The sequence below is a fragment of the Janibacter melonis genome, from assembly GCF_020567375.1.
In the GTDB taxonomy this organism is placed as follows: Bacteria; Actinomycetota; Actinomycetes; order Actinomycetales; family Dermatophilaceae; genus Marihabitans; species Marihabitans melonis.
The window spans coordinates 412,808-425,691 of the sequence record NZ_JAJBZM010000002.1 but is presented as its reverse complement, the minus strand read 5'-3'; the positions used below and the strand labels follow the sequence as shown (position 1 = coordinate 425,691).

At 73.2% G+C, this 12,884-nt stretch carries 11 protein-coding genes; 4 read left to right on the top strand and 7 right to left on the bottom strand.

From position 1 onward, the window contains the following. The first annotated feature begins 86 nt into the window (after positions 1-86). Positions 87-1,262, top strand: coding sequence for an MFS transporter (locus tag LIV55_RS08115; RefSeq protein ID WP_191564772.1), 1,176 nt, complete (start codon positions 87-89; stop codon positions 1,260-1,262). A gap of 31 nt (positions 1,263-1,293) precedes the next feature. Here the strand turns inward: LIV55_RS08115 and purL are convergent, their stop codons facing one another. The 4 genes from purL to LIV55_RS08095 are packed head-to-tail and all read right to left on the bottom strand — an operon-like array spanning position 1,294 to position 4,918. Further along, complete coding sequence (gene purL / locus LIV55_RS08110; RefSeq protein ID WP_191564765.1) at positions 1,294-3,570, bottom strand: phosphoribosylformylglycinamidine synthase subunit PurL; 2,277 nt, start codon at positions 3,568-3,570, stop codon at positions 1,294-1,296. After that, the gene (gene purQ / locus LIV55_RS08105) at positions 3,567-4,238 is read right to left on the bottom strand and encodes a phosphoribosylformylglycinamidine synthase subunit PurQ (RefSeq protein ID WP_191564764.1); all 672 of its coding nucleotides are present in this window, start codon (positions 4,236-4,238) and stop codon (positions 3,567-3,569) included. Before purQ ends, purL begins: the two co-directional genes overlap by 4 nt. After that, positions 4,235-4,528: a phosphoribosylformylglycinamidine synthase subunit PurS gene (gene purS / locus LIV55_RS08100; protein WP_123093754.1), complete on the bottom strand. Its 294-nt coding sequence runs from the start codon at positions 4,526-4,528 to the stop codon at positions 4,235-4,237. Before purS ends, purQ begins: the two co-directional genes overlap by 4 nt. Before the next feature lie 42 nt (positions 4,529-4,570). Beyond that, complete coding sequence (locus LIV55_RS08095; protein ID WP_229299870.1) at positions 4,571-4,918, bottom strand: hypothetical protein; 348 nt, start codon at positions 4,916-4,918, stop codon at positions 4,571-4,573. 528 nt (positions 4,919-5,446) lie between these two features. Here LIV55_RS08095 and LIV55_RS08090 point away from each other — a divergent pair. Both LIV55_RS08090 and LIV55_RS08085 read left to right on the top strand, forming a co-directional pair. Further along, positions 5,447-7,210 carry an alpha/beta hydrolase gene (locus LIV55_RS08090; protein WP_229299869.1) on the top strand — a complete coding sequence of 588 codons (1,764 nt, stop codon included), beginning with the start codon at positions 5,447-5,449 and terminating at the stop codon, positions 7,208-7,210. Positions 7,211-7,402: 192 nt separating this feature from the next. After that, a complete protein-coding gene (locus LIV55_RS08085) occupies positions 7,403-9,163 on the top strand; it encodes an alpha/beta hydrolase (protein WP_229299868.1) in 1,761 nt (586 codons plus the stop codon). Between the two features lie 68 nt (positions 9,164-9,231). On the opposite strand, the gene LIV55_RS08080 is transcribed toward LIV55_RS08085, so the two are convergent. The 3 genes from LIV55_RS08080 to soxR form a co-directional block, all read right to left on the bottom strand. Next, positions 9,232-10,197 (bottom strand): phosphoribosylaminoimidazolesuccinocarboxamide synthase, encoded by a 966-nt coding sequence (locus tag LIV55_RS08080; protein ID WP_229299867.1) that lies wholly within the window; start codon positions 10,195-10,197, stop codon positions 9,232-9,234. Positions 10,198-10,363: 166 nt separating this feature from the next. Further along, positions 10,364-10,834 carry a hypothetical protein gene (locus LIV55_RS08075; protein WP_151914995.1) on the bottom strand — a complete coding sequence of 157 codons (471 nt, stop codon included), beginning with the start codon at positions 10,832-10,834 and terminating at the stop codon, positions 10,364-10,366. A gap of 107 nt (positions 10,835-10,941) precedes the next feature. Continuing rightward, positions 10,942-11,406 carry a redox-sensitive transcriptional activator SoxR gene (gene soxR, locus LIV55_RS08070; protein WP_229299866.1) on the bottom strand — a complete coding sequence of 155 codons (465 nt, stop codon included), beginning with the start codon at positions 11,404-11,406 and terminating at the stop codon, positions 10,942-10,944. A gap of 54 nt (positions 11,407-11,460) precedes the next feature. On the opposite strand from soxR, the gene LIV55_RS08065 reads away from it, so the two are divergent. After that, a complete protein-coding gene (locus LIV55_RS08065; protein ID WP_229299865.1) occupies positions 11,461-12,873 on the top strand; it encodes an MFS transporter in 1,413 nt (470 codons plus the stop codon). Positions 12,874-12,884: the final 11 nt, after the last annotated feature.

The window sequence follows — 12,884 nt, the reverse complement described above, 5'->3', positions numbered from 1 at the left end:
GTGCAACTACCTTCAACCGCGTGGAAACTACTTGCACACGCTCACTACCTGCTCCTGAAACCGGAGACGGGGCGCCGGCCCGACGCATCCCCGCGGGGCTCGTCGCCCTCGCGGTCGGCGGTTTCGGCATCGGCCTCACGGAGTTCGTCATCGCGGGCCTGCTGCCGCAGGTGGCCGCGGACTTCGCCGTCGACGAGGCCACCGCCGGCTGGCTCATCTCCGGCTACGCACTAGCCGTGGCCGTCGGGGCGCTCGGGCTCACCGCCGCGGTGACCCGGCTGCCGCGCCGCCAGGTGCTCCTCGCCCTCATGGTCCTCTTCGTCGCGGGCAACGCCCTGTCGGCGCTCGCCGACACGTACGCCGTCATGCTGGCCGGTCGCGTCCTCGCGGCGCTGTGCCACGGCGCCTTCTTCGGCATCGGCTCGGTCGTCGCCGCCTCCCTCGTGCCGCCGCAGCGCCAGGCCGGCGCGATCGCCGTGATGTTCACCGGTCTCACCGCGGCGAACGTCCTCGGCGTCCCCTTCGGCACCCTGCTCGGCCAGCAGCTCGGCTGGCGCTCGACCTTCTGGGCGATCACCGTCATCGGCGTCGTCGCCCTCGCGTCGATCGCGCTCCTCGTGCCGAAGGGGGCCGGCGAGGAGGAGGGGACGACCTCCCTTCGCCGAGAGCTCACCGCCTTCGGGTCCTCTCAGGTCTGGCTCTCCCTGCTCGTCACCGTGCTCGGCTTCGGCGGGATGTTCGGCGCCTTCACCTACATCGCGTACACGCTCACCGGTGTGTCCGGCTTCGCCGCGACGACCGTGCCGTGGCTGCTCGTGCTCTTCGGCGTCGGGCTGCTCGCCGGCAACGCGCTCGGCGGGCGCGCCGCGCAGGTCTCGGTGCCGCGCACCCTCGTCGTCACCCTCGGGATGCTCGCCGTCGTCATGACCGGCTTCGCGCTCACCGCGTCGTCGCAGGTGCTCACGGTCGTCGCGCTCGTGCTCATGGGCGGCTTCGGCTTCGCCACAGTGCCGCCGCTGCAGATGCGAGTCATGAGCCACGCCGGGCAGGCGCGCACGCTCGCCTCGGGGGCGAACATCGCGGCCTTCAACGTCGGCAACGCGATCGGCGCGTGGATCGGCGGCACGACCATCGCGGCGGGCCTGGGCTACACCTCGCCGATCTGGGTCGGCGCGGGCATGGCCGCGCTCGCCCTGCTCGTCGTCGTCGTGGCGGAGCGGCTCGCGTCGTCGCGCACCCCCGGACGCACGACGGCCGTCTGACCCGCGGGTCAGACGGCCGGTCGTGCGGGTGTCAGGACGCGAAGTACGAGCGCATCGTCGCCGTGTGCGCCAGGCGCATCGCGTCGACCTCGAGCTCGAGGGCTCCCTTGACCTTGAGGGTCGACCCGCCGGTCGTGCCGACCCGCGCGACGGGCACCCCGTGCTCCGCCGCGAGGTTGACCACGGTCGCGAGCGACTGCTCGTCGGCGACGGTGACGACCGCGCGGGCGACCGACTCGGAGAGCAGGGCGGTCGTCAGGTCGACCCCGTCGCGCTCGCACACGGGGGTGAGGTCGAGGCTCGCGCCGACGCCGTGCCGCAGCGCGGACTCGGCCAGGGTGATCGCCAGACCGCCGTCGGAGACGTCGTGCGAGCTCGTGAGCACACCGGCGCGCACCGCGGCGACGAAGAAGTCGGCGAGCGCCTTCTCCGCAGCGAGGTCGACCTGCGGCGGCACGCCGCCGAGGTGGCCGTGCAGGGCGTGCGCCCACTCGCCGCCGTCGAGCTCGTCGCGGGTGCGACCGAGGGCGAGGACGACCTGGCCGTCGTGCGCGAAGCCGGCGCCGACCCCCTTCGCCACGTCCTCGATGACGCCGAGGACGCCGACGACGGGCGTCGGGTGGATCGCGACGTCGCCGGTCTGGTTGTAGAAGGAGACGTTGCCGCCGGTCACGGGGATGCCGAGCTCGAGGCAGGCGTCGAAGAGGCCGGCGACCGCGCGCTCGAACTGCCACATGACCTCGGGGTCCTCCGGCGAGCCGAAGTTGAGGCAGTCGGTGACGGCCAGCGGCAGCGCGCCGGTCGTCGCGACGTTGCGATAGCTCTCCGAGAGCGCGAGCTGCGCGCCGGCGTACGGGTCCAGCCGGCCGAAGCGGCCGTTGCAGTCCGTCGAGACGGCGATGCCGAGACCGGTGCGCTCGTCGATGCGCACGAGACCGGCGTCAGCGGGCATCGCCTGGCGGGTGTTGCCGAGGACGTAGCGGTCGTACTGGTCGGTGACCCACGACTTGTCGCACAGGTTCGGCGAGGCGAGCAGGTCGAGGACGACCTGGCCCAGCTCGTCGGTGCCGGGGCGCGGCAGCGAGGCGCTCGAGTCGGCCTGGACGGCGTCGAGCCACTGCGGCCGGGCCATCGGACGGTCGTAGACGGGGCCGTCGTGGGCGACGGAGCGCGGCGGCACGTCGACGATCGTCTCGCCGTGCCACGTGATGACGAGCCGGCCGGTGCCGGTGACCTCGCCGAGGACCGTGGCCTCGACGTCCCACCGGTCGGTGATCGCCATGAAGGCGTCGACCTGGTCGGGCGCGACGACGGCCATCATCCGCTCCTGGCTCTCGGACATGAGGATCTCCTCGGCCCGCAGCGTGGAGTCGCGAAGGGGGACCCGGTCGAGCTCGACACTCATCCCGCCGTCGCCCGCCGAGGCGAGCTCGGAGGTCGCGCAGGACAGGCCCGCCCCGCCGAGGTCCTGGATGCCCTCGACGACACCGGCCCGGTAGAGCTCGAGGCAGCACTCGATGAGGACCTTCTCGGCGAAGGGGTCGCCGACCTGGACGGCGGGGCGCTTCGTCGGTCCCCCTTCGTCGAAGGTCTCCGACGCGAGGACCGAGACGCCGCCGATGCCGTCGCCGCCGGTCTTCGCCCCGAAGAGGACGACCTTGTTGCCGGCGCCGGAGGCCTTGGCGAGGTGGAGGTCCTCGTGGCGCAGCGTGCCGACGCACAGGGCGTTGACGAGCGGGTTGCCCTGGTAGCACTCGTCGAAGACGATCTCGCCGCCGACGTTGGGCAGGCCGAGGGAGTTGCCGTAGCCGCCGATGCCCTTGACGACGCCGGGCAGGACCCGGGCGGTGTCGGGGTGGTCGATGGCGCCGAAGCGCAGCGGGTCCATGACGGCGACCGGGCGGGCGCCCATCGCCATGATGTCGCGGACGATGCCGCCGACGCCGGTCGCGGCGCCCTGGTAGGGCTCGACGTAGCTCGGGTGGTTGTGCGACTCGACCTTGAAGGTCACCGCCCAGCCCTGGCCGACGTCGATGACGCCGGCGTTCTCGCCGATGCCGGCGAGGGTGTCGCCGAGCGGCGTCGTCTGCGGCAGGTCGCCGAAGCGGCGCAGGTGGACCTTGCTCGACTTGTACGAGCAGTGCTCAGACCACATGACCGAGTACATCGCGAGCTCGGCGATCGTCGGGCGGCGGCCGAGGATCTCGCGGATCCGGGCGTACTCGTCCTCCTTGAGACCGAGGTCGGCCCAGGGCTGGTCGAGGTCGGGGGTCTGCCCGGCGTGGGCGACGGTGTCGAGCGTGCTCACGCGGAGACCATCTCCTGCAGGACGGAGGTGAAGAAGCGCCGGCCGTCCAGGCTCGGGCCGTAGCCCTCCTCGACGCAGTGCTCGGGGTGGGGCATGAGGCCGACGACGTTGCCGCGCGCGTTGGAGATGCCGGCGATGTCGCGGTAGCTGCCGTTGGGGTTGGCGCCGAGGTAGCGGAAGACGACGCGGCCCTCGCCCTCGAGCCGGTCGAGGGTGTCGGCGTCGGCGACGAACTGGCCGTCCTGGTTCTTCAGGACGATGGTGATCTCCTCGCCGTCCTCGAAGTCGCCGGTCCACGCGGTGCTCGTCGACTCGACGCGCAGGCGCTGGTCGCGGCACACGAAGGTGCGGTGGTCGTTCTGGATCATCGCGCCGGGCAGGAGGTGCGACTCGCACAGGATCTGGAAGCCGTTGCAGATGCCGAGCACCGGCATGCCCGCCTCGGCGCCGCGCACGACCTCGGTCATGACGGGCGCGAAGCGGGAGATGGCACCGGCGCGCAGGTAGTCGCCGTAGGAGAAGCCGCCGGGGATGACGACGGCGTCGACGCCGCGCAGGTCGGCGTCACGGTGCCAGAGGGCGACGGCCTCGCCGCCGCACAGGTCGACCGCGCGCCGGGCGTCGTGGTCGTCGAGCGAGCCGGGGAAGGTGACGACGCCGATCTTCACCGGGCGCCCTCGCCGGTGAGCGGGGCCTGCTCGGGCTCGTCGTGGACGAGCTCGTGGACGTCGACGACGTCCTCGATGACGGGGTTGGAGAGCAGGGTCTCGGCGGCCTCACGGGCGCGGGCGAGGTGCTCGGGCGTGACCTCGCCGTCGACGGACAGCACGAAGCGCTTGCCCTGCCGCACGTCGGTGAAGTCCGTGAGCCCCAGGCGCGGGAGCGCGCCGCGGACCGCTTGGCCCTGGGGGTCGAGGATCTCTGGCTTGAGCATGACGTCGACGACGATGCGTCCCACTGGGGCTCCTGTGGAGAGGGTTCGGGGGGCCTTCGAGCGAGTCTATCGACGGGCCGAAGGGGGGTCGACCACGGCCGAGTCGTGGTCACCGCGTCGACGGGCCCGCCACCAGGCGACGGCGAAGAGCACGGCGGTCGCGGAGGCAGCAGCGGCCAGCGGCCAGACAGCCGGGGCGAGGAGCAGCACGAGCACCGCGCACGTCGCGTCGAAGATGGCGAGCGCCGGGAAGACGTCGTGCGCGTTGACCTCCTTCGCCCGTGCCATCACCTGCTCGACGGGCTCCTCCGGGTCCGACCCGAGGATGTCGCCGATACGGCGGGCACGCACCGCACCGGCGACGGCGAGGTTCGCCCACAGGAGGCCCTGCGCGAGGGTGGGGAAGAGCTGCACGTCTCCGTCGGATGCGGACCACACCGAGCCCAGCAAGAAGACGGCCGCCAGGACGAGAGCACCCCATGACCATCCCCTGCTCCGCCGAAGCGTGTCTTCGTACACCTCACGCCGCTGCTCGGGGGTCGCTCCGCGCGGGTCCCACACCCCGCTCGTCGGCGCCGGGTCGGTCCATCGCGACGGGGACGACCCCTGCGGCGTCGCAGGCGACGACGCGCCCGACCGGGGCCGTCGCGCGCCGGCGCGGGGCTCGCCCCGACGCCCCGTCGACCCCGACGTGCGAAAGACGTCGTCGCTCTCCGACACGCGCCGCTCCCGTGGGGCGCGGCGGGCTCCCCCTTCGTCCCCCGTCATGGCCGCAGGCTAGCCAGCCGGAGGCGGTCGGGCGCCGATCACGCGCTGCCCAGACGGCCCTGAGATGTCCACCTGGTGGCGGCTCAACCGCTCGCCGTGCGGACCGGGGCGGGGGCCACTACGTTGACGCGCACCGGGCGCCGCCGGCGCTCACGGCAGAGCAGGGGACAGATCATGAGAGCACCACGCACGCTGGTCGTCGGGGCGGTCGCCGCCTCGATGCTCGCCGGCACGCTCGCCACGGCGAGCGCCGCGCCCACGACGAGCAGCGCACCGAGCGCCGCCGCCGCGAGCACCGCGGCGAAGCCGTCCGAGAACGCCAAGCTCGACAAGACCGCGACGCCACGGCTGCGCTGGTTCAGCTGCTACGGCGGCGCCGAGTGCGCGAAGGTCGCGCTGCCGCTGGACTACGACAACCCCAGGGGCCCGAAGACCGACGTCGCGGTCCTGCGCACCAAGGCGACCGGCAAGCGCCTCGGCACGCTCTTCGTCAACCCCGGTGGCCCCGGCGGCTCAGCCACCGAGCTCGCCTACTTCGCCGACCTGTGGGCCAGCCCGACCATCCGCAAGAACTTCGACGTCGTCGGTGTCGACCCGCGCGGCATCGGCTTCAGCGACACCGTGCAGTGCCTGCCCGTCGAGGAGCAGGACGAGACGTACGCCCCGCTCGCCGCTGCCTTCCCCGTCGGCTACACGAAGCAGCAGCGCTACATCCGCTCGATGAAGAAGATCGCCCGCGCCTGCTCCACCAACAGGCTCGCCACCGCGATGTCGACTGCCGAGGTCGCCCGCGACATGGAGATGGTCCGGCGTGCGCTGGGCGAGGGCAAGCTCAGCTACATCGGCTTCTCGTACGGCACGCAGCTCGGCACGACCTACGCGAACATGTTCCCCTCGAACTTCCGCTCGATCGTCATCGACGGCACCATCAACCCGCGCTCCTGGTCCGGCATGCCGTGGAACAAGAGCCGACCGCTCGACTTCCGCCTCGGCTCCGGCAAGGGCGCGTGGACGGCGATGCGCCAGATCCTCGCCGAGTGCCAGAAGGCCGGCGAGGACCGGTGCGACTTCGCCGCCGTCGGCGACACCCGCAAGCGCTTCGACGAGCTCGCGGCACAGCTGGAGCGCAAGCCCCTGCCGGTCGTGGACCCCTACACGGGCGAGAAGTACTCCATCGACTACCCGACGATGGTCGGGACCCTGCTCAGCGCGATGTACTCGTCCGACGCCCCGCAGTTCGTCGACTCGCTCCTCACCGAGCTCGACTACCTCGCCACCGAGGCTCAGGGCGGCACGGCGAAGACCCCGGCCCCGACCAAGGCCACCCGCAAGGCCTTCCTCGCCGCCGTCTCGAAGGCGACCGGGGTGCCCCGCCGCGACTTCGCCTACGACAGCTCGCTCGACGCCTTCCTGTCGGTGACCTGCACGGACTCGCAGGAGACGACCCGCCTGTCGGACTATCCGAGGTACGACACGCAGTCCGAGACGACGGCGCCGCACTTCGGCAAGGTCTGGCTGTGGAGCTCCTCCGGCTGCGCCGGCGACTCCTTCACCGGCCAGGACGAGGACGCCTACGTCGGCCCCTACGACCGGTACACGCCCAAGGGTGTCCTCATCGTCGGCAACTACTGGGACCCCGCCACCGCCTACACCGGCGCCGTCGAGACCCGCAAGGTCCTCGGCCGCTCCCGCCTCGTCTCCAGCGACTCGTGGGGCCACACCGCCTACGGCGTGTCCGCCTGCGCGACGAAGGCCGTCGACACCTACCTCGTCACCGGCGCCTCGCCGCTGCGCGACCGCACCTGCCCGGCGGAGTCGCCGGCCTTCCCCACCCGTGAGGAGGAGGCCCGGGTCAGCGCGCCCCAGGTCGCCGAGACCAAGAAGCTGCCGAAGGCCCCGGCGGGCCAGTCCTTCCCGGAGCCGACCGTCGTGCGCTGAGCGACGGCCACCCGGGCGAAGGGGGCGTGGACAGCCGTCCACGCCCCCTTCGTCGTGTGCGGACGGTCACCCTCGCCTGCGCGCCCGGGCCCGATCGCGCGGATGTGCATGTGCCCGGCGCGCCGCCCCACTACGTTGGGCGGCGTCTGAGCGCCGTCGGCGCCCACCGAAGAAGCAGGGGAACCACCGATCATGAGAGCACCACGCACGCTGGTCGTCGGGGCGGTCGCCGCCTCGATGCTCGCCGGCACGCTCGCCACGGCGAGCGCGGCACCCTCGACGAGCAGCGCACCGAGCGCCGCCGCCGCGAGCACCGCGACGAAGCCCTCCGAGAACGCCAAGCTCAACAAGACGCCGACGCCGAAGCTGAAATGGTTCCGGTGCTACGCGACCTCGGAGTGCGCCACCGTCGACCTCCCGCTGGACTACGACAACCCCAAGGGCCCGAAGACCAAGGTCGCCGTGCTGCGCACGAAGGCCACCGGCAAGCGGGTGGGCACCCTCTTCGTCAACCCCGGCGGGCCCGGCGGGTCCTCGACCGACCTCGCCCAGGCGGCGAGCAGGTGGGCCAGCCCGACGATCCGCAAGAGCTTCGACGTCGTCGGGGTGGACCCGCGCGGCATCGGCGCGAGCGACAACGTGCGCTGCCTGCAGCCCTGGCAGCAGCAGTCGACCTTCGCGCCGCTCGAGGACGTCTTCCCCGTCGGGTGGACGAAGCAGCAGCGCTACATGGGCTCGATGAAGAAGATCGCCCGCGCCTGCTCCACCAACAAGCTCGCCACGGCCATGTCGACCGCCGAGGTCGCCCGCGACATGGAGATGGTCCGGCGCGCCCTCGGCCAGGGCAAGCTCAGCTACATGGGCTTCTCGTACGGCACGCAGCTCGGCGCGACGTACGCGAACATGTTCCCCTCGAACTTCCGCTCGATCGTCATCGACGGCACGATCAACCCCCGTTCCTGGTCGGGCACGCCGTGGAACAAGAGCCGTCCGCTCGACTTCCGCCTCGGCTCGGGCAAGGGCGCGTGGAAGGCGATGAAGCAGGTCCTCGCCGAGTGCCAGAAGGCCGGTGACCCGCGCTGCGAGTTCGCCGCCGTCGGCGACACGCGCAAGCGCTTCGACGCCCTCGTCGCCCAGGTCCAGCGCACGCCGCTCGTGCTGAGAGACCCCGACAGCGGCCAGAAGTTCACGGTCGACTACCCCACGATGATCGGCGCGCTCCTCAGCGTCATGTACGGGTCCGACGCCCCGACGCAGGTCGACGCCATCCTCACCGAGCTCGACTACGCCGCCACCGAGGCGCAGGGCGGCCGGGCGAAGACCCCGAAGCCGACCCGCGCGACGCGGCAGGTCCTCCTCGCGGCGGTCGACGACGCGGTCGGTGCGCCGGCTCGCGCCATGTACGACAACTCCTACGACGCCTTCCTGTCCGTGACGTGCACGGACTCGCAGGAGACGACCCGCCTGGCCGACTACCCGCGGTACGACACCCAGGCTCAGACGACGGCCCCGCACTTCGGGAAGGCCTGGCTGTGGAGCTCCTCCGGCTGCGCCGGTGACGCCTTCACCGGCCAGGACGAGGACGCCTACGTCGGCCCGTACGACCGGTACACGCCCAAGGGCGTGCTCATCGTCGGCAACTACTGGGACCCCGCCACCGCGTACACCGGCGCCGTCGAGACCCGCAAGATCCTCGGCCGCTCGCGCCTCGTGTCCAGCGACTCGTGGGGCCACACCGCCTACGGCGTCTCGAGCTGCGTCACCAAGGCCGTCGACACCTACCTCGTCAGTGGCTCCTCGCCCGCGCGCGACCGGACGTGCGCGGCCGAGACCCCGGCCTTCCCGACCCGCGAGGAGCGGGCCCGCAAGACCGCTCCGGAGATCGCGGAGATGACCGAGCTGCCGAAGGGGGCCGGGGAGCAGACCTTCCCCGAGCCCGTCGTCGTGGACTGACGTCTCGACGACCCATGACGAAGGGGGCGTGGACAGCCGTCCACGCCCCCTTCGTCGTGCTCGGGCGGTCAGCGCCCCGCGGGCACGAAGGGGGTGCCGGTGAGCCGCTCGTAGGCCTCGACGTAGCGGGCGCGGGTGGCGGCCACGACCTCGTCCGGCAGAGCCGGCGGAGCCTCGCCCGAGTGCCGGTCCCAGCCGGAGGCGACGGAGGTGAGCCAGTCGCGGACGTACTGCTTGTCGTAGCTGGGCTGGGGGTGGCCGGGCTCCCACGCGTCGGCCGGCCAGAAGCGCGAGCTGTCGGGGGTGAGCACCTCGTCGGCGAGGACGATCTCGCAGGCGGCGCCGCGCGCGCGGATCGCCTCGCCGAGGTCCTCGCCGGGCGCGAGGTCGAGACCGCGCAGGCCGAACTCGACCTTCGTGTCGGCGAGCAGGATCCCGCGCTCGGCGGCGACGTCGTTGCCGCGCGCGAGGATCGCGATCGTGAGATCGCGCACGCGCTCGGCGAGCTCAGGGCCGATCTCGGCGACGACGCCCTCGAAGGGGATCGGCTCGTCGTGCTGGCCCATCGGCGCCTTCGTCGAGGGGGTGAAGACCGGCTCGGGCAGGCGCGAGCCGTCGACGAGGCCCTCGGGCAGCGCGACACCGCTCACCGAGCCCGTCGCCTCGTACTCGGAGAGCCCGCCGCCGGTGAGGTAGGCGCGGGCGACGCACTCGACGGGCAGCATGTCGAGCCGCTCGACGAGGACCGAGCGGCCGGCGACCTCGTCGGGCACGTCCGTGCTCACGACGTGGTGAGGCAGCAGATCGGCGAGCTGGTCGAACCACCACAGCGAGAGCTGCGTGAGCACCGCGCCCTTGTCGGGGATGGGGCTGTCGAGGACGAAGTCGTAGGCGCTCATCCGGTCGCTCGCGACGAGGAGCAGCCGGTCCGCGCGCGCCTCGCCCGCGTCGTCGAGCGGTGCGTAGAGGTCACGGACCTTGCCCGAGTAGACGTGCGCGAAGCCGGGCAGGGTGGGGTGCGAGCCGTCAGCCATGCGCCCATCCTGCCGTGACTCGCCCTCACCCGAGCAGCAGGTCCGCGATCACCCCACCCGCCTCGACCTCCGCCTACCCCTCCGTACGTGGGGTGATCACCCCACGTACGGAGGGGTAGGCGGAGATCAGGACGGAGGCGAAGGGGGAGGGAGGGCGACGGGGGGGTCAGCGCAGGCGGCGGACGGCGGCGGCCGCGAGGCCGGCGGCGACGAGGGTGGTGCCCAGGACGAGGAAGGGCACGGGCGCGACGAGCACGGCGTAGGCGCGGTAGGGCAGACCGGCCTCGAGGACGCTCTGGCTGATCGCCCGGGAGACCGGCCCCGGTGCGCCGAGAGCCAGCGCGAGCACGACGGTGAGCACGCCCGCCAGGACGGTGCCGACCGAGGACCACGCGGTGACCGCCGCCCACAGCAGGGCAGCGAGCAGGAGGACGACGAGCGCGGCGAGCAGCAGGCCGAGCGACCGCTCGCCTCGGGCGTAGACGCCGCGCTGCCACTCCCCGGCGAGAGCGATCCCCGCGACGGTGAGGAGCCACGGCGCGACCGCGACGAGCGGCGAGAGCGCGCGGGCGAGCCCGCGCGAGCGGGGTCTCCCCTCGAGGCGGTACGGGCTGGCGTCGTCGGTCGTGGTCGTCACGGGTCCCCCTTCGGTCGGCTGGCGCCATCCTGGCACCCGGCTACCCACCCGTAGGTGGGGTGATCACCCCGCTTACGGGTGGGTAGGCGGGGGCGAAGGGGACCCGCTCACCCCTCGCGCAGGGCGTCGGGCCAGCGTCGGGCGCCCGAGCCGGTGGCGGCGAGCTCGTCGTCGGTGTTGTAGATCGGGCACCGGGTGGTCGACAGGCAGCCGCACCCGATGCAGCCGTCCGTCGTGTCGCGCAGCCGCTCGAGCGCCTCGATGCGCTCCTGGAGCACGTCGTGCCAGCGCCGCGAGAGGCGAGCCCAGTCCCCCTTCGTCGGGGCCCGGTCGGCGGGGAGCGTGTCGAGCGCCTCACGGATCTCGGCCAGGCTCAGCCCGAAGCGTTGCGCCGCGCGCACGTAGGCGATGCGGCGCAGGGTGTGGCGCGCGAAGCGGCGCTGGTTGCCCGCCGTGCGGGTCGAGGCGATGAGCCCGCGCTCCTCGTAGAAGCGCACCGTCGGCACGCTGATGCCCGCGCGGTGCGCGATCTCGCCGACGGGGAGCAGGTCGTCCTTGTGCCGCTGGTCCACGCCCCGACGATAGCGGTTGACCTCAAGCGCGCTTGAGCATCGAGCATCAGCGGCATGACCGCCGAGTCCCCCACCACACCCCCCGCGACGGCGCCCGCCGACGTCCACACGCCCCCGCGCGACCGCCTCCTGTCACCCGCCCACCTGCCGATGGTGCTCGCCGCCCTGTGCGTCGTCACCCTCGGCGCCTACGAGAACAGGGCGGTCACGACCGTCCTGCCCGTCGTCGCCCGCGAGCTCGACGGGCTGCAGTGGTACGGGCTGGCGACGGGCGTCTCGAGCCTGACCTTCCTCGTCGCGACCGCCGTCGCGGGGGTCCTCGGCGACCACCGCGGCCCGCGCGCGCTCATCCTCACCGGGGTCGTCACCTTCGTCGTCGCGCAGGTGCTCACCGGGCTCGCCCCGTCGATGCCGGTGCTGCTGCTCGGCCGCGCGACCTCCGGCGTCGCCGAGGGGCTGCTCGACATCGGTCTCGTCGTGCTCGTCGCCGACGTCGTGCCCGAGCACCTGCGCGCCCGGGTCTTCGCCGGCTTCGCCGTGGCGTGGGTGCTGCCCTCGCTGCTCGGCCCCTTCGCCGCGGGGCTCGTCGCCGAGCACTGGGGGTGGCGGGCGGTCTTCATCACCCCGCTCGTCCTCCTCGCCGTCGCGCTGCCGCCTCTGCTCACCGCGCTGCGCGACGCCCTCCCCCGCCCCGGTGGCCGGTGGAGCGCTCGGGACCGCGCGACGGTCGGGGCCGCGCTGCTCGTCGCCGCCGCCGTCGGCGCCCTCACCTGGGGCACAGCTGCATGGGCGACGTCCACCCTCGCCGCTCCGACGGCGGCCGCCGGAGCCGTCGTGCTCGTCCTCGCCGGGCGCCGGCTGCTCCCCGCCGGCACGGCGACGCTCTCGGCCGGCATCCCCGCGGCGGTCGGACTGCGCCTGCTCGTCAGTGCGACCTTCGCCGCGATGGGCACCTACCTCCCGCTGCTCCTCGTCGAGGTCCACGGCACCGGGCCACGGCTGGCCGGGACGAGCCTGGCGGTGACCGGGGTGTGCTGGGCCCTCGGCTCGAGCGTGGCGAGCGGCGACGCCGTCCGCGAGCGCACGAGCGCGGTCCAGCGGTTGCGCGCCGGCCTGCTGCTCATGGCCGCGGGGGCGACCGGACCGCTCCTGCTCGCCCTCGGCGCGATCGGGCTCGCCCCCTCGATGATCGGGTGGTGCGTGAGCGCGCTCGGCATGGGTGTCGCGACGAACACGCTCAGCGTGCGCACCGTCGAGCTCGCACCGGCGCAGCGGCAGGGCGAGGTCAACGCCGCCGCGACGCTCGCCGCCGCCATCGGCACCGCCCTGGCGACGGCCGGCGGCGGCGCGCTCGTCGCGGCGCACGCGGACCACCTCACCGGGTCCCCCTTCGCCGTCGTCGTCGCCGCCGGCGCCGTCCTCGGGCTCGTCGGGGCCGCCGCGGCCCACCGGGTCGGCTCCTCCTGACGCCGAGCGGG